Source organism: Saccharothrix sp. DSM 118769 (assembly GCF_052936295.1).
On record NZ_CP193627.1, the window covers coordinates 3,146,187 to 3,168,563 of the forward strand.

Annotated in this window: 11 protein-coding genes (1 of these 11 cut by a window edge); 6 read left to right on the forward strand and 5 right to left on the reverse strand. The window is 75.1% G+C overall.

Features of this window, described 5'->3' with window-relative positions; translation table 11 throughout:
- Both ACRAKJ_RS14145 and ACRAKJ_RS14150 read left to right on the forward strand, forming a co-directional pair.
- Nucleotides 1–10,998, forward strand: partial view of an amino acid adenylation domain-containing protein gene (locus tag ACRAKJ_RS14145; protein WP_438925971.1) — the 3' portion only. Its footprint begins 4,473 nt before the window's first position; only the last 10,998 of its 15,471 coding nucleotides appear in the window; its start codon lies off the left edge, out of view; the stop codon is at nucleotides 10,996–10,998.
- A 101-nt stretch (nucleotides 10,999–11,099) separates the two neighbouring features.
- A complete protein-coding gene (locus tag ACRAKJ_RS14150) occupies nucleotides 11,100–12,020 on the forward strand; it encodes a TauD/TfdA family dioxygenase (protein ID WP_447008969.1) in 921 nt (306 codons plus the stop codon).
- Between the two features lie 100 nt (nucleotides 12,021–12,120).
- Here ACRAKJ_RS14150 and ACRAKJ_RS14155 read toward each other — a convergent pair whose 3' ends face one another.
- Nucleotides 12,121–13,308, reverse strand: coding sequence for a nucleotide disphospho-sugar-binding domain-containing protein (locus ACRAKJ_RS14155; RefSeq protein WP_447008970.1), 1,188 nt, complete (start codon nucleotides 13,306–13,308; stop codon nucleotides 12,121–12,123).
- Between the two features lie 259 nt (nucleotides 13,309–13,567).
- On the opposite strand from ACRAKJ_RS14155, the gene ACRAKJ_RS14160 reads away from it, so the two are divergent.
- The 4 genes from ACRAKJ_RS14160 to ACRAKJ_RS14175 all read left to right on the forward strand — a co-directional run bounded on the left by ACRAKJ_RS14160 (nucleotide 13,568) and on the right by ACRAKJ_RS14175 (nucleotide 16,964).
- Nucleotides 13,568–14,428: an ABC transporter permease gene (locus ACRAKJ_RS14160; protein WP_438923720.1), complete on the forward strand. Its 861-nt coding sequence runs from the start codon at nucleotides 13,568–13,570 to the stop codon at nucleotides 14,426–14,428.
- 54 nt (nucleotides 14,429–14,482) lie between these two features.
- Nucleotides 14,483–15,421 carry an ATP-binding cassette domain-containing protein gene (locus ACRAKJ_RS14165; protein ID WP_438923719.1) on the forward strand — a complete coding sequence of 313 codons (939 nt, stop codon included), beginning with the start codon at nucleotides 14,483–14,485 and terminating at the stop codon, nucleotides 15,419–15,421.
- 205 nt (nucleotides 15,422–15,626) lie between these two features.
- Nucleotides 15,627–16,028, forward strand: coding sequence for a hypothetical protein (locus ACRAKJ_RS14170; protein WP_438923718.1), 402 nt, complete (start codon nucleotides 15,627–15,629; stop codon nucleotides 16,026–16,028).
- 90 nt (nucleotides 16,029–16,118) lie between these two features.
- Nucleotides 16,119–16,964 (forward strand): DUF3592 domain-containing protein, encoded by an 846-nt coding sequence (locus tag ACRAKJ_RS14175; RefSeq protein ID WP_438923717.1) that lies wholly within the window; start codon nucleotides 16,119–16,121, stop codon nucleotides 16,962–16,964.
- Between the two features lie 86 nt (nucleotides 16,965–17,050).
- Here the strand turns inward: ACRAKJ_RS14175 and ACRAKJ_RS14180 are convergent, their stop codons facing one another.
- The 4 genes from ACRAKJ_RS14180 to ACRAKJ_RS14195 all read right to left on the reverse strand — a co-directional run bounded on the left by ACRAKJ_RS14180 (nucleotide 17,051) and on the right by ACRAKJ_RS14195 (nucleotide 22,376).
- Nucleotides 17,051–17,647 carry an acyl-CoA-like ligand-binding transcription factor gene (locus tag ACRAKJ_RS14180; RefSeq protein WP_438923716.1) on the reverse strand — a complete coding sequence of 199 codons (597 nt, stop codon included), beginning with the start codon at nucleotides 17,645–17,647 and terminating at the stop codon, nucleotides 17,051–17,053.
- Nucleotides 17,644–19,038 (reverse strand): FAD-dependent monooxygenase, encoded by a 1,395-nt coding sequence (locus ACRAKJ_RS14185; protein ID WP_438923715.1) that lies wholly within the window; start codon nucleotides 19,036–19,038, stop codon nucleotides 17,644–17,646. The genes ACRAKJ_RS14180 and ACRAKJ_RS14185 overlap by 4 nt, the downstream gene beginning before the upstream one ends.
- 49 nt (nucleotides 19,039–19,087) lie before the next feature.
- Nucleotides 19,088–21,070, reverse strand: coding sequence for an amino acid transporter (locus ACRAKJ_RS14190; RefSeq protein WP_438923714.1), 1,983 nt, complete (start codon nucleotides 21,068–21,070; stop codon nucleotides 19,088–19,090).
- A gap of 331 nt (nucleotides 21,071–21,401) precedes the next feature.
- A complete protein-coding gene (locus tag ACRAKJ_RS14195; protein ID WP_438923713.1) occupies nucleotides 21,402–22,376 on the reverse strand; it encodes a TauD/TfdA family dioxygenase in 975 nt (324 codons plus the stop codon).
- Nucleotide 22,377: the final 1 nt, after the last annotated feature.

Here is a 22,377-nt window from a genome sequence, read left to right on the forward strand (position 1 = left end):
CGCTTCGAGCTGCTGGAGGCGGCCGAGGCGCACCGGGTCGTCGTGGAGTGGAACAGGTCGGACGTGGTCGCCACCGCGGACGACGTGTGGGACCTGGTCGCCGCGCAGGACCCGGCGGCGGTCGCGGTGGTGTGCGGCGACGACGGGCTGACCTACGGCGAGCTGGTCGACCGCGCGGAGCGGGTGGCGTCCGGCCTGGGGGCGCGGGGCGTCGGTCCCGAGGACCTGGTCGGCGTGCTGCTGCCCCGGTCGGTGGACCTGGTCGTGGTGCTGCTGGCGGTGTGGCGGGCGGGCGCCGCGTACCTGCCGCTCGACGGGGGCTGGCCCGCCCAGCGGCTGACCGCGGTCCTCCAGGACGCCCGGCCCGCGCTGGTCGTCACCGAGGACGTGGCGGCGGACCTGGCGGACGGCGGCGGCCCGCTCCCCGGGGGCCTCGTGTCGCCCGACCAGGCCGCGTACGCGATGTACACGTCGGGGTCGACGGGTCGGCCGAAGGGTGTGGTGGTGTCGCGGGGGAACGTGGCGAACCTGTTGGGTGACATGCGGGTGCGGTTGGGTTTGTCGTCGTCGGACCGGTGGTTGGCGGTGACGACGGTGGGGTTCGACATCTCGGTGCTGGAGCTGTTCGGTCCGCTGACCTCCGGTGGCCGGGTCGTCCTCGCCACGGCGGACGAGGTGCGCGAACCGTCCGCGCTGCACCGGTTGACCACCCGGTGCGGGATCACGGTCGCCCAGGCGACACCCGGCCTGTGGCGCGCCCTCCTCGACGCCGCCCCGGACGCGGTGCGCGGCGTGAGGGTGCTCGTCGGCGGCGAGGCCCTGCCCGCGCCGCTGGCGCGCGACCTGCACGCGTCGGCCGCGTCCGTCCTGAACGTGTACGGGCCCACCGAGACGACGGTGTGGTCGACGGCGTCCGTCGTGGACGGCGGGACGCCGACGATCGGCTCGCCGATGGCGGGCGTGCGGTGCTTCGTGCTGGACGAGGGGCTGCGCGTGGTGCCGCCGGGCGTGGTGGGCGAGCTGTACGTCGGCGGCGCCGGCGTCGGTCGCGGCTACGTCGGCTCGGCGGGGCTGACCGCGTCGCGGTTCGTCGCGGACCCGTTCGGCACGGGGGAGCGGCTGTACCGCACGGGCGACCGCGCGCGGTGGTCGAGGGAGGGCCGGCTGGAGTTCGTCGGTCGAACCGACGACCAGGTCAAGGTCCGCGGTTTCCGGGTCGAGCTCGGCGAGGTCGAAGCCGCCCTGCGCACCCAGCCCGGCGTGGTCGCCGCGGTCGCCGCCGTGCGGGAGGTCCGGCCGGGCGACAGCCGCCTCGTCGGGTACGTCGTCGGCTCGGTCGACCGGGCCGCGCTCGCCGCCGGCGTCGCCGAGGTGCTGCCCGGCTACATGGTCCCGTCGGTCCTCGTCGTCCTCGACGAGCTGCCCCTCAACGCCAACGGCAAGGTGGACCGCCGCGCGCTGCCCGCCCCGGTGGTCCGGTCGCGCGCCGGGAGGGCGCCCTCGTCGCAGCGCGAGGAGGTCCTGTGCGGGTTGTTCGCCGACGTGCTGGGCGTCGACCGCGTCGACCCCGACGACGGCTTCTTCGCCCTCGGCGGGCACTCGCTCCTGGTGACGCGCCTGGTCGGCCGGGTGAGGGCCGCGCTGGGCGTCGAGGTGGCGGTGCGCCAGGTGTTCGACTCGCCGACCCCGGCGGAACTCGCCCGCGCGCTCTCCACCGCCGGCCGGGCGCGCGCCGGCGTGGTGGCCGGGCCGCGTCCCGACCGCGTCCCGCTGTCCTCGGCGCAGCTCGGGCTGTGGTTCCTCCAGCGCCTCGACGGGGGCGTCGCGTACCACCTGCCCGTGCCGCTGCGCCTGACCGGCGAGCTGGTCGCCGCCGCGGTCGCCGCCGCGCTCGGCGACGTCGTGGCCAGGCACGAGGTCCTCCGGACCCTGGTGGTCGAGGACGCGACGGGCCCGCACCAGGTCGTGCTGCCCCCCGCGCCCTTCCCGGTGGGCGTCACCGCGCACGACGACGGCGCGGTGGCCGCCGAGGTGGCCCGCCCGTTCGACCTGGCCACCGACCTCCCGGTGCGCGCCACCCTGTTCCGGGTGGCGCGGGACGAGCACCTGCTCCTGCTCGTCCTGCACCACATCGCCGTCGACGAGTGGTCCGTGGCGCCCCTGCTGCGCGACTTCGCCACCGCCTACGCGGCGCGCCTCGCCGATCGCGCCCCGGCCTGGGAGCCGCTGCCCGTGCAGTACGCCGACCACGCGCTGTGGCAGCTCGCGGCGCTCGGCGCGGACGACGAACCGGGCTCCCCGATGGCCCTCCAGCTCGACCACTGGCGCGCCGCCCTCGCCGGCGCGCCCGAGGAGCTGCGGCTGCCGCTCGACCGGCCGCGCGCCGCCGCCGAACCCGGCGCGGCGGGCACCGTCGAGTTCCGGCTCACGCCGGAGCTGAGGCGCGGTGTCGCGCGGCTCGCCAGGGACCGCGGCACGACCGCGTTCATGGTCGTGCACGCCGCGCTGGCGGCGCTCCTGACCCGCTTCGGCGCGGGCCACGACATCGTCATCGGCTCACCGATCACCGGGCGCACCGATCCCGCGGTGGCGGACCTCGTCGGCCTCTTCCTCAACTCGCTCGTGCTGCGCGTCGACACCTCCGGCGACCCGGCCTTCACCGAGCTCCTGGACCGCGTGCGCGCCGCCGACCTCACCGCCTACGACCACCAGGACGTCCCGTTCGAGCGCCTGGTGGCGGCGCTGAGCCCGACCCGGTCACCGGGCAGGCACCCGCTGTTCCAGGTCCGCCTGGTCGTGCAGAACGCCGACCCCGCCGCCGCGCCGGTCGAGTTGCCCGGCCTGACCGCAGCCCTGGAACCGCTGCCCCCGGACACCGCCAAGTTCGACCTGCTGTTCCGGCTCTTCGACCGCGCGGACGGCGGGATGGGCGCGGTGCTCGAACACCGGGCGGACCTGTTCGACCGCGCCACCGCCGAAGCCCTGGCCGACGGGCTGCTGCGGGTGCTGGCCGCCGCCGTCGCCGACCCGGACCGCCGGCTCGGCGACCTGGACGTGCTCGGCGACGCCGCCCGGGTGCCGGCGGCGTGGAACGACACCGCGGCCGACCTCGGTGACGAGGACGTCGTGGAGATGTTCGAGGCCCGCGCCGCCGAGCACCCCCGGCGACCCGCCGTGCGCGACTCCTCGACGGCGCTGGACTACGGCGCCCTCAACGCCGCGGCCAACCGGCTCGCCCACCACCTCATCGCGCTCGGCGTGGGCCCCGAGCGCCTGGTCGCGGTGTCGGCGACCAGGCGCGTCGAGACGGTCGTCGCGCTGCTCGCCGTGCTCAAGGCGGGCGGGGCGTACGTGCCCGTCGACCCGGACCTGCCCGCCGAGCGCGTGCGCGCCCTGCTCGACGACACCCGGCCCGCGCTCGTGCTGGGCGGCCCGGAACTGCCCGGCGCGACCTGGCCGGACACCGCGGCCGGGAACGACGCGGACCCGCGCGTCCCGGCGCACCCCCGGCGCGCCGCCTACGTCATCCACACCTCGGGCTCCACCGGCCGCCCCAAGGGGGTCGTGGTCGAGCACCGCTCCCTGGGCGCCTACCTGCGGCGCGCCCGCGCCGCCTACCCGGACGCCGCGGGCACGGCGCTGGTGTCCTCCCGGCTGTCGTTCGACCTGACCGTCACCGGCCTCTACACCCCGCTGGTCGCCGGCGGTTCGGTGGTGCTGGCCGACCTGGCCGAGGACACCGCGACCACCCTGCCCCGCCCGGACTTCGCCAAGCTCACCCCGAGCCACCTCGCGCTCCTCGACGGCCTGCCCGACGACGCGTCACCGCGCGGCACCCTCGTGCTCGGCGGGGAGGGCCTGCACGGCGCCGCGCTCGCCCGGTGGCGCGAGCGCAACCCGCACGCGCGCGTGGTCAACGCCTACGGGCCGACCGAGACCACGGTCAACTGCACCGACTTCACCGTGCACCCCGGCACGCCCCTGCCCGACGGGCCGGTGCCGATCGGCACGCCGTTCCCGAACACCCGCGCCCACGTGCTCGACGACCGGCTGCGCCCGGTCCCGGTGGGCGTCGTGGGCGAACTCCACGTCGCGGGCGACCTGGTCACCAGGGGCTACCTGGACCGGCCCGAGCTGACCGCGCAGCGCTTCGTGGCCGACCCGTTCGGCCCGCCGGGCTCCCGCCTGTACCGCACCGGCGACCTCGTCCGGTGGCGCCGCGACGGCCTGCTGGAGCACCACGGCCGCGCCGACGACCAGGTCAAGCTGCGCGGCTTCCGGATCGAGCCCGGCGAGGTCGAAGCCGCCCTGCTGGCCTGCGGGGGAGTGGACCGCGCGGCGGTCGTGGCGACCGGCGAGGGCCCCGACCGGCGGCTCGTCGCGTTCGTCGTGCCGTCCCCCGGCGCGGCCCCGGACCCCGCGCGGCTGCGGTCGCGGCTGGCCGAGGCGCTGCCCGAGCACATGGTCCCGGCCGCCATCGGCCTCCTCGACGCGCTGCCCACCACCCCGCACGGCAAGCTCGACCGCCGCGCGCTGGCGGAGGTCGAGATCCCCTCCGGGGCGACCCCGACCCGGGAGGTCGCGGAGACGCCGTGGACGCGGATCGTCCGCGAGCTGTTCGCCGACGTGCTCGGCGTGCCCGAGGTCGGCCCCGACGACGACTTCTTCGCCCGCGGCGGGCACTCGCTGCTGGCGATCCGGCTCGCCGCCCGCGTCCGCGCGGCACTGGGCACCCCGGTCCCCGTGCGGGCGATGTTCGAGTCGCCGACCCCGGCCGCGCTCGCGTCCCGCCTCGTCGGCGAGGAGCGCGACCCCGCGCCGGTCCACCCGGTCACCCGGCCCGCGCGGCTGCCCCTGTCGTCGGCCCAGCGCAGGCTGTGGTTCCTCAACCGCTTCGACGACGGCGGCGCGGGCTACGCGCTGCCGGTGGCGCTGCGGCTCACCGGCAGGCTGGACCGCGCGGCCCTGGAAGCCGCCTTGGGCGACCTCGTCGAGCGGCACGAGGTGCTGCGGACCGTGTTCCCCGAGGACGCGGACGGCCCGCACCAGGTCGTGCTCCCCGCCACCCGACCGGACCTCGTGGCCGAACCGGTCGCGGAGGACGACCTCGGCCCCAGGCTCGACCGGACCGTGCGCGAGGGGTTCGACCTGCGCCGCGAACCGCCGCTGCGACCGGTGCTGCTGCGGCTCCACCAGGACGAGCACGTCCTGCTGCTGCTCCTGCACCACGTCGCCGCCGACGGCGGCTCCCTGCGCCCCCTCGGGAACGACCTCGCCACCGCCTACGCGGCGCGCCTCGCCGGCCGCGCCCCCGAGTGGGACCCGCTGACCGTCCAGTACGCCGACTACGCCCTGTGGCAGCAGCGGGAGCTGGGTGACGAGGACGACCCGGGGAGCGTCGCCGCGCGCCAGCTCGCGTTCTGGCGCGAGCGCCTGGCCGACCTGCCGGACGAGTTGGCGCTGCCCGTCGACCGACCCCGGTCGGCCACGCCGTCCCACCGGGGCGGCACGGTCGAGCTGACGATCCCCGCCGCGCTGCACGCCGACCTGGTCGACCTGGCCAGGTCCGAGGGGACGACCGTGTTCATGGTGCTGCAGGCGGCGCTGGCCGTGCTGCTCACCCGGCTCGGCGCGGGCCCGGACGTCCCCATCGGCACGCCCGTCACCGCCCGCTCCCACGCCGCCGTCGAGGACCTGGTGGGCGTGCTGATCAACACGCTGGTGCTGCGCACCGACACCTCGGGCAACCCCCGCTTCACCGAGCTCCTGCGCCGCGTGCGCACCGCCAACCTGGCCGCCTACGCCCACCGCGACGTGCCGTTCGAGCGGCTGGTCGAGGTGCTCGCCCCCCGTCGCTCCGCCGCCCGGCACCCGCTGTTCCAGGTGATGCTGTCCGTCCACGGGCACGAGCCGGACTCCGCCGCCCCCGCCCTGCCCGGCCTCACCGCCACGCCGGTGGACGCGGACCCGGGCACCGCGAAGTTCGACCTGATGGTGGCGCTCGCGGAGCACCGCGACGACGACCGGCGGCCCGCGGGGCTGCACGGCGTGGTCGAGTTCGCCCGCGACCTGTTCGACGACGACACCGCGCGGGCGCTGGCCGGGTGGTTCGTGCGCGTGCTGGAGCAGGCCGCCGCGGACCCCGGTGGGCGCGTGGGCCGGTTCGACCTGCTGGACGAGGCCGAGGCGCGCCGCGTGGTGGGGGAGTGGAACGCGTCCTCGCCGTCCGGTGCGCCCGCCGACGCGTGGGACCTGGTCGCCGCGCAGGACCCCGACGCGGTCGCCGTCGCCCGCGGCGGGGACGAGCTGACCTACGGCGAGCTGACCCGCCGCGCCGAGCTGCTGGCGCGCGGCCTCCGCGCCCGCGGGGTGTCCGCCGGGTCCGTGGTGCCGGTGGTGCTGCCCCGCTCGGTCGACCTCGTGGTGGCGCTGCTGGCCGTGTGGCGGGCGGGCGCCGCCTACCTGCCCGTGGACCCCGGGCTGCCCGAGGAGCGGACCCGGCTGCTGCTCGCCGACGCCGACCCGTCGACGGCCATCACCGAGCGCACGTTCGCCGACTGGTCGTCGGGCACGGGCACGGACCCGATCCCGCCCGCGTCGCCGCACGACGCGGCGTACCTGATCCACACCTCGGGGTCGACCGGCAGGCCCAAGGGCGTGCTGGTGACCAGGGGCAACGTGGCCGCCCTGCTGGCCGACATGCGCGCGCGGACCGGCCTGTCCCCCGCCGACCGCTGGCTGGCGGTGACGACCGTCGGGTTCGACATCTCCGTGCTGGAGCTGTTCGGGCCGCTGACCTCCGGCGCACGCGTGGTGCTGGCCGGCGCCGAGGACATCCGGGACCCCCGGGCGCTGACCGCGTTGATCGCCGCGTCGGGCACCACCGTCGTGCAGGCGACCCCGGCCCTGTGGCGGACCGTCCTCGACCACGACCCGGGCGTCCTCGCCGGGGTCCGGGTCCTCGTCGGCGGCGAGGCCCTGCCCGCCGACCTCGCCGCCGGACTGGCCTCGGCCGCCTCGTCGGTCCTCAACGTCTACGGGCCGACGGAGACCACGGTGTGGTCGACGGCGTCCGTCGTGGACGGGGGCGCGCCGACCATCGGGCGACCGCTGACCGACGAGCGGTGCTTCGTGCTCGACGAGTTCCTCCGGCCGACGCCCCCCGGCGTGACCGGGGAGCTGTACATCGGCGGCGCCGGGGTCGCCCGCGGGTACGCGGGCATGCCCGGCCTGACCGCGACCCGGTTCGTCGCGAACCCCTTCGAGCACGGGAGCAGGGTCTACCGCACGGGCGACCGGGTGCGGTGGTCGCGCTCGGGGGAGCTGGAGTTCGTGGGCAGGGCCGACGACCAGATCAAGGTCCGCGGGTTCCGGATCGAACCCGGCGAGGTGGAGGCGGTCCTGCGCGCCCGTCCCGGCGTCCTCGCGGCCGTCGTGGTCGCCCGCGAGGACCGGCCGGGGGACCGCAGGCTCGTCGCCTACACCACCGGCGGCGTGCCCGCGCGGGTCCTGCGCGCCCACGCCGCGTCCACCCTGCCCGAGCACATGGTGCCCTCGGTGTTCGTCGAGCTGGCCGAACTCCCGTTGAACGCCAACGGGAAGGTGGACCGCCGCGCCCTGCCCCGCCCCTCGGTCGAGGCGGGCCATGGCCGGCCCGCGACCTCCGTGCGGGAGGAGATCCTGTGCGGCCTGTTCGCCGACGTCCTGGGCGTCGACCGGGTCGGGCCGGACGACGGGTTCTTCGACCTGGGCGGGCACTCGTTGCTGGTGACCCGGCTGGTCGGCGTGGTCCGGTCGGTGCTCGGCGCGGAACTGGCCGTCCGGGAGGTGTTCGACTCGCCCACGCCCGCCCGCCTGGCGCGGGTGCTCGACGGCGCCGCCCCCGCCCGCCCCGGCCCCGTCCGCGGGCCGCGCCCGCCCCGCGTGCCCCTGTCGGCGGCGCAGCGCCGGCTGTGGTTCCTGAACCAGTTCGACGGCACGCCCGCCTACACCGTCACCGTCGCCCTGCGGCTGCGCGGCGACCTCGACGCCGACGCCCTCGACGACGCCCTCGCGCTCGTCGTCGAGCGGCACGAACCCCTGCGCACCCTCGTCGCGGACGACCTCGACGGCCCCCACCAGGTCCTGCTGCCACCGCCGGGCCGCGTGCTCCGGCGCGTCGACCGCACCGAAGCCGAACTGCCGGACCTGCTCACCGCCGAGGCGTCGCACGACTTCCGGCTCACCACCGACCTCCCGCTGCGCGCGACGCTCGTCCGGCTCGGACCCGACGAGCACGTGCTGTCCCTCGTCGCGCACCACATCGCCCTGGACGGGTGGTCGACGGGGCCGCTGCTGCGCGACCTGTCCGCCGCCTACACCGCGGTCCGGACCGGCGCGCGACCCGACTGGCCCGCCCTGCCGCTCACCTACGCCGACCACGTCCTGCACCAGCGGGACGCCTTCGACGGGGGTGCGCCGGACCCGCACCTCGACCGCCGGCTGGCCGCGCTCGCCGGACTGCCCGCCGAGCTGGCGCTGCCCGCCGACCGACCGCGCCCCGCCGCGCCCACCCACCGCGGCGGCCGGGTGGCGTTCGACGTCGAGCCCGCCCTGCACACCGCGCTCACCCTGCTGGCCAGGGCCGAGGGCGCCACGTTCTTCATGGTCGTCCAGGCCGCCCTCGCAACCCTGCTCACCCGGCTCGGCGCGGGCACGGACATCCCCATCGGCACCCCCGTCGCCGGTCGCGACGACCCCGCCGTGAGCGACCTCGTCGGGCTGTTCCTCAACACGCTCGTGCTGCGGACGGACACCTCCGGCACGCCCGCGTTCCGCGAGCTGCTGCACAGGGTGCGCGAGACCGACCTGGCCGCGCACGACCACCGGGACGTGCCGTTCGAACGCCTCGTCGAACTCCTCGACCCGCCCCGCGCCACCGGCCGCCACCCGCTGTTCCAGGTCCTGCTCAACCCCAACGTCGCCGCGCCCGCCGCCCTGGCGTTCGACGGCCTGACCGCCACCGAGGAACCGGTGGCCGGCGGGTCGGCGCGCCTGGACCTCACCCTCTCCTACACCGAACTCCCCGACGGGGTGCGGGCGGCCTTCGAGTACGACCGCGACCGGTTCGACGACACCACCGCCGCCCGGCTGGCGGACCGGTTCCTCCGCGTGCTCGACCAGGTCGCCGCCGATCCCGACATCCCGATCCGCGACGTCGAGGTCGCCGACCCGGCGGAGCTGCGGCAGGTGACCTCGGACTGGAACGACACCGCCGTCCCCGGCGAGCCGGTCGACGTCCTGACCTCGGTGTCCGCCCAGGACCCGGCGGCGGTCGCGCTGGTGTCCCGGGACGGGGAGGTGACCTACGGCGACCTGCTCGGGCGCGTGGAGCGGCTGGCGGCCGGGTTGCGCGCCGAGGGGGTGGGAACCGAATCGCTGGTCGGGGTGATGCTGCCCCGCTCGGTGGAGCTGGTGGTGGCGCTGCTGGCGGTGTGGCACGTCGGCGCGGCCTACGTGCCGCTCGACCCGGACCTGCCCGCCGAGCGGGTGCGGGTCATGACGGCGGACGCCCGACCGGCCCTGGTGCTGACCCGGACCTCCTCGGTGGAGCCCCCGGCAGCGGGCAGCGGCGCGCCCGCCCCCGCCGCCGTCGCGGGCGGGCAGGCCGCCTACGTGATCCACACGTCCGGGTCGACCGGCGTGCCCAAGGGCGTGGTCGTGTCGCGGCGCAACGTGGCCAACCTCCTGGCCGACATGCGCGCGCGGCTGGGCCTGACACCCCGGGACCGCTGGCTGGCGGTGACGACCGCGGCCTTCGACATCTCCGTCCTGGAGCTGTTCGGGCCGTTGACGTCGGGTGGTCGCGTGGTGCTCGCGACCGCGGACGACGTCCGGGACCCCGCCGCGCTGCACGAGCTGATCGACGGGCACGGCGTCACGGTCATGCAGGCGACGCCGACGCACTGGCGCGCGGTCGTGGCCCACCGGGCCGACGGGCTGCGCGGCGTCCGGGTGGTCTCCGGTGGCGAGGCCCTGCCCGCCGACCTCGCCCGCGACCTGGTCGCCCGCACCGCGGGCGTGACGAACGCCTACGGCCCGACCGAGACGACCGTGTGGTCCACGGCCGCGACCGTCACCCCCGCCACGGCCTCGTCACCGCCGATCGGCCGCCCGATCGCCAACACGCGGTGCCACGTCCTCGACCACCTGCTGCGCCCGGTGCCGCCCGGTGTCGTCGGGGAGCTGTACCTGGCGGGCGCCGGTGTCGCCCGCGGCTACCTGAACCGGCCCGGCCTCACCGCGGAGCGGTTCGTGGCCGACCCGGCGGGCCCGCCCGGGAGCAGGCTCTACCGCACCGGCGACGCCGCGCGCTGGCTGCCCGACGGCACGCTGGACTTCCTCGGCAGGACCGACGCGCAGCTCAAGGTGCGCGGCCACCGGGTCGAGCCGGGGGAGGTCGAAGCCGCCCTGCTGGCGCACCCCGGTGTCACGGGGAGCGCGGTGGTGCTGCACGACGGCCGCCTGGTCGCCTACACCACCGGCCCCGCCGACCCCGCCGCACTGCGCGAGCACCTCGCCGCGCACCTGCCCGGCCACCTCGTGCCCGCCACGATCGAGGTGCTCGACGCCCTGCCGACGACCCCCGGCGGCAAGCTCGACCGCGGCGCCCTGCCCGCCCCCCGGCGGATCGCGCCCACCGGCGGCAGGGAACCCGCGAACCCGCGCGAGGCGTTGGTCCGCGACCTGTTCGTCGAGGTCCTGGGCGCGGACCGGGTGGGGGTCGACGACGGGTTCTTCGAACTCGGCGGCGACAGCATCCTGTCCCTGCGCCTGGTGGCCAGGGCCAGGGCGGCGGGGCTCGGGTTCGGGGTGCGCGACGTCTTCGAGCACCGGTCGCCGGCGGCCCTGGCCGCGCTGACGGCCGAGGTGACCGCGGACGCCCCGGTGCCGACCGAGTTCTCCCTCACCGCGCTGAGCGACACCGAACTGGACCGGCTGCGCGCGGAGTGGCCCTGACCGGCCCCGCCGGGCACGCGCACGACCGCACCGCGGCTTTTCGCAGAACCGCGCCGCGGGGACCCGTCCCCGCGGCGCGACCACCGACGAGGAGGACGACCGTGCCCACCGACCTGTGGCAGCCCCACGAGATTTCCGGCCGCGACGTCGGCCCGGTCGAGGACCTGCTGTCCGACCACGACCACGTCGACCGCCTGCTCGCCGAGCACGGCGTCCTCGTGTTCCGCGGGTTCGGCGTCACCGAACCCGGGCTGACCGCGGTCCTGGACCACCTGCTGCCGGACCGGTTGGCCTACGTGCACGGCAACTCGCCGCGCACCAAGGTCGGCGGCAACGTCTACACCTCCACCGAGTACCCGCCCGAGTTCACCATCTCGATGCACAGCGAGCTGTCCTACGCCCACGCCTGGCCCGGCCGGCTGCTGTTCTACTGCGCGCGCGCCCCGGAGTCCGGCGGCGCGACCCCCGTGGTGGACTGCGCCGGGTGGCTGGCGGCGCTCGACCCGGACGTCCGCGAGTCCTTCCGCCGCGGGCTCCGCTACACCCAGAACCTCCACGACGGGCTCGGCCTCGGCAAGAGCTGGCAGGACACGTTCGAGACCGCGGAGCGCGCGGACGTCGACTCGTTCCTGGCCGCGACGGGGGCGGACTGGTCCTGGCAGGACGACGGCGGGCTGTGCGTCAGCCAGGTCCGACCCGCCACCACCGTGCACCCGGTGACGGGGGAGGAGGTGTGGTTCAACCAGGCCGACCAGTGGCACCCCGCCGCCCTCGGCGACGACGTCGCCGCCGAACTGGCGCAGTTGCTGCCACCGGAAGAGCTGCCGCAGTCGGTCACCTTCGCCGACGGCGAGCCCATCCCGGCCGAGTACGTGCTCCACGTCCGGGAACGGGGCCTCGCCCTCGCGGTCGACGTCGAGTGGACCGCCGGCGACTTCATGCTGGTCGACAACGTCCGCGCCGCGCACGGTCGCCGGCCGTACACCGGTCCCCGCCGCGTCCTCGTCGCGATGTCGAGCTGAGCCGCCCCGGGTGGAGGACGTCCGCCCCGGCGGTCTTCACCCGGGGCGGACGTCGCGCGGGCAGCGGCCGACCGACCGCTGCCCGCGCGACGGAACCGGGTTAGCCCTGGGGTTGGTGGACGAAGCCCAACCGGGCGGCGACCTCCAGCAACGCCTCCACGGCCGCCGCGGGACCCAGTCGGCGGTGCTCGATCCGCTCGGCGAGCGCCGCCACCCCGGCCGCGAAAGCGGGATCGGTGTGCACCTGTTCCACCGCCTGGCGAATCCGCTCGGCGTCGTCGGTGACGTCGATCGCGACACCCGCGCCCTCGTCGGCGATCCCCCGCGCGTTCGTGGCCTGCTCCTGGCTCCGGGGCACCAGGACCATCGGCACCCGCGCGGCGATCGACTCGAACACCGAGTTGATCCCGCCGTGCGTGATGAACACCGCGCTGCGGTCGAGCACCGACAGCTGGGGGACGTAGCGGTGCGCCACCACGTTGCCCGGCAGGGCGCCCAGCGCGGCGGGGTCGGTGTGCGCGGTGGACAGGACGACGTTCCACGACGAGTCGGCGAAGGCGCGGACGACCTTCCGGAAGAACTCCTCCCCGCGGGTGAAGAAGGTCCCCGTGGAGACGTACAGCAGCCGTTCCCCGTGCTCCCAGGGCAGTTCCACGGGTTCGTGGTGGTCGTCGGTCTTGCGGAGCGGGCCGACCATCCGGTAGCCCTCGCGGAACATCTGCGGTTCCGGTTGCAGCTCCGCGATGGAGTTGACCAGGCCGACCTCGGCCCGGGGCGGCACCGACCGGATCGCCGGGATGAGGCGGGGACCGAGGCGCAGTCGGCGGGCGACGCCGGCCGCGCGGCGACCCATCCGCTTGCCCACCTCGAAGACGAACAGCTCCTCGTTGAACGCGTGGCTGGCGAACAGCACCGCGAAAGGCGTCCCGGACCGGTCGGCGGCCTCGATCGCCCAGCGGGCGCCGATGTCGGCGACCAGGATGGTGCCGGGTTCGCGCGCCAGCAGGCGGGCCACCTGGTCGACCGAGCGCTTCATGCTCTGCCGGAGTCGGCGGATCTCGCCGATCTCCCTGGTGACCTGGCGCGCCGTCGTCCGGTCCGGGATGTGCCTGCGCACGGCGGCGTCGATGGGGGCCACCTCGACGCCCGCCGCGGTGAACGGCGCCGCGAACTCCGCGTTGACCGCCACCGTGGCCGCGACTCCCGCCGCGCGAAGACCCTGTGCCAGGGCGAGCATCGGAGCCGCGTGCCCGTGGGCGGGCAGGGGCACCAGGACGAACCTCACCATGCTGATATCCCTCGCGTGCGGGCGAATGGCCACTGTGGACAGGTGAATTCAGCGTATCCGACGTGGGTGGCCGGAAAAATGCACCAGATGACGCCCTTCCCGCGCGTTCGGCGGACACGGAACCGGTGCCGCGGCCGCACCACATTAAGGCCGACGTTAAACACCGCCGCGCTGAAGCCTCGCCGTTGACGCGGTTTCCCCGGGGTCACTACCTTCCTGTTGTCGCGGCCGACGGACACTCGCACGGGGGGCACAACGGATGCAGAGACCCCCGGGAGTCACCCGGCAGGACCGCACCGCCGTGCTGTCCGCCTTCCCCGGTGCGGCCGGGGCCCCGGTGCGCTGGACCGGAGCACGGGTCCACGTCCAGGTCGCGGTCCTCTGCGGCCGGACGCTCCGGATCCTGGTCAACGACCCGCAGCTGGTCCTCTTCAGCCTCGCGCAGCCGTTGATCATGCTCACCCTCTTCAGCCAGGTGTTCTCCAGCATCGCCAACACCGCGAGCTTCCCGCCCGGCGTCTCCTACGTCGACTACCTCATGCCCGCGATCCTCGTCACCACCGGCATCGGCTCGGCCATGCAGTCCGGGGTCAGCCTGGTGTCCGAAATGGACAACGGGTTGCTCAAGCGCCTGCGGGCGATGCCGGTCGCACCGCGGGCCGTGCTGGTGGCGCGCAGCCTGGCCGACGTGATCCGCACCGCGGTGCAGTTGGCCACGCTCACCGTGGCCGCCACGCTGCTGTTCGGCTTCCGCCCCTCGGGCGGGGTGCTGGGCACGGTGGCCTCGGTCGTGCTCACCCTCTACGTGAGCTGGGCGCTCACCTGGATCTTCCTGGCCCTCGCCGCGGTGCTGCGCAGCCCGGACGCCATGCAGATGGCCGGTTCCCTCGCCATGTTCCCGCTGATGTTCGCCTCCAGCGCCTACGTGCCCATCGAGGCGCTGCCGGACTGGTTGCGCGCGGTCGCGGTGGTGAACCCGCTGACCTACGCCGTGAACGCCGCGCGCGCCCTGACGATGAACACGCCGATCGGCGCCGAGCTGCTCGCCGCGTGCCTGACGAGCCTCGTGATCGCCGTGGTCGGCATGCACGTGGCGACCCGCGCGTTCCGGCGCCCGTGACGCGATGACCGCTCCGCCGAGCGACGGCCCCCGAGGCCGGAAGGGACCGCGCCCATGACCCAGCCCGTGATCGAGGCGCGGAAGATCAGCGTGTCCTTCGGCGCGGTCGTCGCGCTCGCCGAGGTCGACATCAGCGTCGAGCGCGGCACCGTGCACGGCCTGCTCGGGCACAACGGGGCGGGCAAGACCACCCTGGTCAACGTGCTCTCCACGCTCGTCGTGCCCACGTCCGGGGAGGCGACGGTCGCCGGGTTCGACGTGCGCGGCCAGGGGCACCTGGTGCGCGGCCGGATCGGCCTGACCGGGCAGTTCGCCTCGGTCGACGACAACCTGTGCGGCCGGGACAACCTCGTCCTGCTCGCGCGCCTGCTCGGCGCGAGCACCCGGCAGGCCAGGTCCCGCGCCGACGACCTGCTGGCCGTGTTCGGGCTCACCGCCGCCGCCCAGCGGGCGGTGCGGACCTACTCCGGCGGTATGCGCCGCCGCATCGACCTGGCCGCGAGCCTGGTCGGCAGACCGGAGGTGCTGTTCCTCGACGAGCCGACCACCGGCCTCGACCCGCCGGGGCGCCTGGGGCTGTGGCAGATCATCGAGGAACTGGTCACCTCCGGCACGACCGCCCTGCTGACCACGCAGTACCTCACCGAGGCCGACCGGCTCGCGCAGCGGATCTCGGTGCTGTCCCGAGGACGGGTGACCGCCTCCGGCACGCCCGCGGCCCTCAAGGCGCGGGTCGGCGGTGCGTCGACGCACCTGCGCCTGACCGTGCAGGCCGACACCGACCGCGCCGTCGAGCTGCTGGCGGAAGCCGGGTTCACCCCGTTCCCCCGCGCGGGCGACGGCTCGGTCGTCCTGCCCGCCACCACGCCGTCCGACCTCGCCACCGCCATCGTCGCACTGGAGCGCGAGCGGATCTCGATCGCCGGGATCACCATGGCGGAACCGACCCTCGACGACGTCTACCTCGCCGTCACGGACTCGCCCCACGACTGACCCGGCGCGCGCTCGGCCCGGAGCGGACGAGCGGGGCGCCCGAACGCAGGATTGTCAGCAGGTCCGCGATGGTGCCAGGCTCTTGTCGACGGGGTTGGGCGAGGACCGTTCCGCGTGTCCCCAACGCCATCGGGCGGGCCGTGGTGGACCGGGGCGCGGCATTTCGGGGCTGGAGGGGGACATGGTGGGTAGTCGGCTGCGAAGTGTGTCGGCGGCGTTCCTGGTCGGAACGGTGATCGCCGCGGTCACACCGGAGGTGGCACACGCGCAGGGGCGCGCGACCCACTACGCCACCCACACGCTCGCCTGGAACCCGAACCCCTCGATGCCGGTGTTGTGCATGCCCGCCAGGGCCATCGCCATCAACGCCGGCACCTACACGTGGGGCGCCTTCTTCGGTGGGGTGGAAAGCGACCTCACGAGCATCGACCTGATCGCGGAAGACTATTTCTGGGGCAACTGCCTGTACCCGAAGGACGGTTACTACCTCCTGGTCAGCTCACTGGACCCCGACGACCCCTTCCTGCAGACCGCGTACGCCAGGGCGACCGTCGTGATGTCGGCCCCGGACCGAGCGGCGACCTGGGGCACCTACCTCGATTCGTGACGCCGTGCTCGTCGATCAGGCCGCGGAGGACTGCTCGACGGCGTGTCGACGTGCGTCCCTGCTGTGCGCGAGCGGGATGGGAGGGGGAAGTTGTTCGAGGCCACGATCCGGACCGTGCGGCGGTTGGGGTGGACCGCGGTGCTCGTGCGCGGCCGGGACGACCTGGAGCACCCCGCCCGGCACTCCGTGCCGGAGGAGGTGGCCACGCAGGCGGTGCGGCGCCTGCGTCGCCGGGGGCTCGTGGTGCTGTCGTCGGGCGCGGTGCTGTTCACCGGGTTCGTCGTGGGCGCCACCCTGCTGGTCGGCCGGGCCGACGAGCTGCTCGCGACAGGCGGGACCACGCCGGGCGTGGTGGTCGGCACGGAATCGGGCTTCCGCGGCGCGGCCGGTTCGGTCGAAGTGCGGTTCGCCGTCGAGGGGGTGGAGCGGACCCGCTGGATGAACCTCGACGACACCAGCCCGGTGCTGGACGTGGGCGACCCGATCACCGTGTTCTACGACCGGCGGGACCCGGAGCGCATCGCCGCCCCGGGAGTGGCCAACGACCCCCTGCTGCCGTCCTACCTGACCATCGGCGCCTTCGTGGTGTCGGTGGTGCTGCTGCCCCCCGGGCTGATCGGGTGGACCAGGTGGAGCCGCCGCGCACGCGCCCTGCGCCGCCACGGTTGGCGCCGGGGGCACGTCGAGGTCCGGGACGGGCGGGGGCACCGCATCCGCTTCCCCGCGGACCCGCACCGCCGCGAGGTCACCGCGGTCACCACCCACCCGGTCGCCCACTCCATCCCCCCGGAGTTCCGCACCGGCGAAGTCCTCGTCGGTGGCCGTGGTCGACGCCTGACGCTGGTGTTCACCCTCGGTCCCGTCCTCGCCGCCGCGCGGGAGCGCCCGGACCGGGGCACGGGAGCAGACGTGGGCGAGCCGAGGCGGTCCTCATGACCGACCACCGCCGGCGACCCGTCGTGGGCCTGGTGAGCCGACCGGCTCGCGCGGTGGTCGGGTCCGTCCCCGTTCGCCCGCCTCGCCTACCGGTCCGGGGTCAGGGCCGCGAACGCCTCGTCGACCAGTGACCGCAGGTCGTCGGCGCCCTGACCCTCGACCCAGGCGGTGAGGGCGGTGGTGAGGGCCGCGGTGGCGGCTGCGGCGATCACGCGCAGCGCCAGGTCGACCGGTCGCCCCTCGCGTTCGGCGAGCGCGCCCGCGAGCAGTTCGCCGGTGGTGGCGCTGTTGCGCCACTGGCCGGCGCGCAGGGCGGGGGTGGTGACGATCAGCCGGGTCCGGGCGTAGACGGCGTCGAGGTCGCTTTCGAGCACCGCGTCCAACCCGGTGCGCAGCGCCGCGCGCAGGGCCTCCAGGGGCCTCTCGCCGGCGGGGCGGGCGCGCACCAGCCCGGCGATGAGCGGGTCGTGGTCGTCGTCCTCCACCACCGCTTCCTTCGTGGGGAAGTAGCGGAAGAAGGTCATGTGCGACACGCCCGCGGCGGCGGCGACCTGCTCGACCGTGGTCTGCTCGTAGCCCTGGTCGAGGAACAGCCGCAGCGCGTGCTCCTGGATGGTTCGGCGGGTGCGCGCCTTGCGCTGTTCGCGCAGCCCGCCCGCTGGTCCGCTCTGGCCGGTGGTCACCGGTCAAGCATGACCGCCAGCGCCCGGCGCAGCGCGGCCGGCTCCGGCTCGCCGCGCCAGGCCAGGTGACCGTCCGGGCGCACCAGCAGCGCGTCGCCGTCGCGCTGTGCCCACCGGACGTCGCCGAGCACGTCGCGCGCGACCGCGGCGCAGCCGTCGTCGCGCGGTGAGGCCAGGGTCCAGCCGAACCGGTCGGTCGCCGCGAACCCCGGCACCCGGTCGCCGACCCTGGGCCGTCGGCCGAACGGCGAGCGGGCGTAGCCGGTCTTCAACTGCGACGCCCGCTCCCAGAGGGCCTTCTCCACCGGTGCGAGGCCGAGCAGGCGGAACAGCACGCGGTCGCGCACCAGCCGCGCCGCCGGGGACTCGCCCAGCACGAGCCCGGTGAGGCCGCTGGTGGCCTTCAGCACCTCCTCGGCGACGGGGCGGCGTTCGGCCTGGTAGCCGTTCAGCAGTCGGTCGTCGGCACGGTCGGAGGCCACCAGGGCGAGCCGCCAGGCCAGGTTCTCGGCGTCGCCCAGGCCGGTGTTCATGCCCTGGCCGCCGAACGGGCTGTGGATGTGCGCGGCGTCGCCGGCCAGCAGCACCCGGCCGCGCCGGTAGGTCGCGGCCAGGCGGCGGTGGATGCGGAACACCGACACCCACGGCCAGTCCCCGTCGAGCCGGACCCGTGCGCCGACGTGCCGGTGCGCGGCGCGGGTCAGGAACCCCGGGACGTCCTGCACCGAGGTGCCCGGGGCGGGCGCCATGAACCGCCACACCCCGCCGGGCAGCGGGAAGGCCGCGAACACCTCCCCGCCGCGCACCCACACCCCGACCGAGTCGCGCGACAGCGGCAGCTCCGCCCGGACGTCGCCCAGCACGAAGCCCTCGACCAGCGGGACACCGGGGAAACCGATGCCGGCGGCCTTGCGGACCGCGCTGTGCGCGCCGTCGCAGCCGATCACCCAGTCCGCCGCCACCGGGCCGGTCGAGGTGGACAGCGCCACCCCGCGCCCGTCCTGGCCGAGGTCGGCGACCGCGGTGCCCCACTCCACCCGGACGCCCAGACCCGCCAGGCGTGCCCGCAGCCCGGCTTCGACCTCGGCCTGGGACACGAGCAGACCGGGGCGGCGGACCAGCGCGGTGGGGCGGCCGACCCGCAGTTCGCCCGAGCGGCGACCAGCGACGTGGACGACGACCCGGTGGATGCCGATCGACCGCTCGGGCAGGTCGCCCAGCGCGCCGAGCCGCTCCAGCACCTCGCTGCCGCGCGGCTGCAACCCCAGGGCGCGCGAGGTGGTCGCCGGCGCGGGCGCCGCGTCGACCACCCGCACCCGCACGCCGTGCAGGCGCAGCGCGCACGCCGCCGCCAGACCGGTGGGACCCGCGCCGACCACCACTACGCCCATGGGGCTTAGTGTTATCCGCTAACAGAAGTTAGTCAATAACACTTTCTTGTCAGCCGCCGACGTGGATGCCGGGGCGGCGGGCCGGGTCGGGTTCGTTGGTGCGGATGATCTCGCGGACCACCGGGGCGGTGTCGCCCCGGCCCAGCAGGAGGTAGCGGAACAGGTGGCCCAGGGGGTTGCCCTCGCTCCACGCGAAGTGGCAGTGGGGCCGCACCCCGGTGGTGTCGCGCAGCGCGAGCAGGATGGCGGCGATGGCGTTGGGCGCGGCGGGGCTCTCGGCGCGCAGCACCCGGTGCCCGTCGACCTCGACACCCCTGATCTTGAGCACGTCGCTGAAGCCGGAGGGGTCGACGACGTCGATCTCCAGGAACAGGACGTCGGCCGCGCCGGGCACGGGGTTGGCGCCGCGCTGCTCGGCCTCCTTCTCGGCGTACTCGGCGGCGTCGCCGGCCTGGCGGCGGTTGGCGATGAGGGTCAGCTCGCCGTCGTGGGCGATGGAGTCGGTGACGAACCGGCGGGCCGCCCCGTCGAACTCGATGTGCTCCACGCGCAGCTCGGTGGTGCGGCTGATGCGGGAGACCAGGGAGACGGCGATGATGCCGAGGATGAAGAAGAACGAGATCGTGATGCCGTCGGGCTTCTCGATCACGTTCTCCACCAGGGCGTAGAGCATGATCAGCGTCAGCACGGTGAAGGCGATCGCCGCCCGCCCGCGTCGGGCACGGGCCGCGGACAGGGTCACCGCGGCCGAGGCGGAGACCATCATCGCCAGGATGCCGGTGGCGTAGGCGCCGGCCTGGGCGTTGACGTCGGCCTGGAAGACCACGGTGAGCAGGACGCAGACGGCGGTGTAGACCAGCACGACCGGCCGCACGGCGCGCGACCACTCCGGGGCCATGCCGTAGGCGGGCAGGTAGCGGGGCACGATGTTGATCAGCCCGGCCATGGCGGAGGCTCCCGCGAACCACAGGATGAGGATGCTGCTGATGTCGTAGGCCGTGCCGACCCACTCGCCGAGCAGTTCGTGGGCCAGGTAGGCCAGGGCGCGGCCGTTGGCCTCCCCACCGGGCTGGAACTCCTCCACGGGTACCAGCACCGTGGTGACGAAACTGGTCGCGATCAGGTACACCGACATGATCACCGCGGCGGTGGTGAGCAGCTTGCGGGTGTTGCGGATGCGGCTCTCCAGCCGCTCGGCCTCCGTGCGGCCGTCGGCGGCCACCAGTGGCATCATGCTCACCCCGGTCTCGAACCCGGACAGGCCCAGCACCAGCAACGGGAACGCCAGGATCGCCGGTCCGATCACACCGAACAGCCCGCCGCCGCCGGAGGTCAGGGCGTCCAGCCACCGGTCCAGCGCGACCGGCTCCGCCACCACCTCCAGCACGCCGGCCACCACGACCACCGCGTTGAGCAGCAGGAACACCGCCACCAGGGGGATGGCCACCCCGACGGCCTCGCTGAAGCCGAGCAGGAACACCCCGCCCAGGACCAGCAGCAGCACGACCGTGACCAGCACCTCGTGGCCGTGCAGCGACTCCGGCACCCGCGGGTTCTCCAGCGCGTGCACCGACGCGTCGGCCGCGGACAGCGTGATCGTGATGATCCACGACGTGGCCACGAACCCGAGCAGCACCAGCACGAACAACTTGCCGCGCCAGAACGGCAGCAGGTCCTCCAGCATCGCCACCGACCCCTGCCCGTGCGGCGACTCGCGTGCCACCCGCCGGTACATCGGCAGCATCCCGAACAGCGTCAACGCCACGATCAGCAACGTCGCCAACGGCGAGATCGCCCCGGCGGCCAGCGCGGCGATACCGGGCAGGTAGGACAGCGTGGAGAAGTAGTCCACGCCGGTCAGGCACATGACCTTCCACCAGGTGTGGGGCTTGGCGTGCTGCTCGGCATTGGCCGGCCCCACCGGCTGCACCCGGTGCTCCAGCAACCACCGCCCCGACCGGGACGAGGGCGGGGTCGGTCGGACCGGACTGCCCACCCGTTCGGGGACAGCGAACTCCGGTGTGTCGGACATGCGGGGTCTCCTGTGGCGATCACTTCGTGGCGTACAGCATGCGGTCACCGCGCACCGCGTGCGCGGCGACGGACCGGCCGGCGCGGGGCCGCCCGGTCCGCGGCACGCCGAGGAGTCAACGTCCTGTCGGGTTCAGGTTTTGTGAGAACGGCGCTGTCGCGCGTAAAGATCGCGTCAAGACGCTCCGGGTTCGTCCGGGTATGACGTCGATACGTCCGGTTCGACCCGTTCGTGTCCGAGGGTGGCGTGCGCCCGGCACCCCGACCTCGTGCGGTCGGGGCGTCCGTTCACGGGGCGCACCGGTCGAGCGGCGAGCGCGAGGGGAAGGCGGTCACCGGGTGAGCACGTAGCCGTCGTCGGGGCGGTGGTCGCGGGAGCGTCGGAGGTCGGTGACGGCGAAGGTGCGTTGCACCCAGCGGTCGGCTCCGTCGTAGCGGGGGCGGAAGGGGGTGCGGCCGTGCACGGTGACCCGGTTGTCGATGACGGCCAGGTCGCCGGGTGCCAAGCGGCTGGTGCGGGCGGCGGTGTCGAAGGCGCGGGCGAGTTCGGCCAAGGCCGCTCCGGCCCGCGGGGTGACCGGTGTGGTGGCGATCTGCGCCATGCGCACGTCCGGGTCGTCCACCGCGCCCGAGAGCAGTGGTCGTGGCGCCCGGGCGGTGGTGTCGGTGCCGAAGGACGGCGGTGGCCGCAGGACGAACTCGGGCGCGAACAGCGCGTCCCTGGTGGCACCGGTCAGCAGCGGCAGCACCTCGCGCAGGCAGGCCGTGCGCAGGCCCGCTGTGCGGTCGTGGTCGGCGCGCAGGCACAGCAGCAGCACGTGGTCGGGCTCGTGGGGGTGGAAGGCGTTCTCGTTGTGGAAGGTCAGCAACGCCGACCCGGCGTTGCCGGAGAAGCTCTCCCTGCCCGGAACGGGGACGACGTCCTGGACGAGGGCCCCGGACTTCTCCGCCAGGTACGCGACGGGGTCACCGAGCCCGCAGGCCACCATGGTGAGCACCGCCGCGCCGACGGTGGGCTCCCGCTGCACCGAGTTCGGGGTGGAAGGGGTGGCGGGCAGGGCGGTCTCGTCGACCGGGAGCCCGTGGACGACCAGCACGCCGCGTGGACCCGAGTGCCGCCGGAACCGGCGCAGCCCGCGACGCAGGGACAGCGGGGCCTCCTCCCAGGCGTCCCGGGAGCGGGCGACCCACTCCGGCGCGTCCACCCCGCCCCGCCCGTCCGCGCACAGGGCACGGGCGAGCCGGTCGACCTCGGCGGTGTCGGACGGTGCCAGTTCCAGGTCGGTGGGGGAGGTGAGCCGGGACATG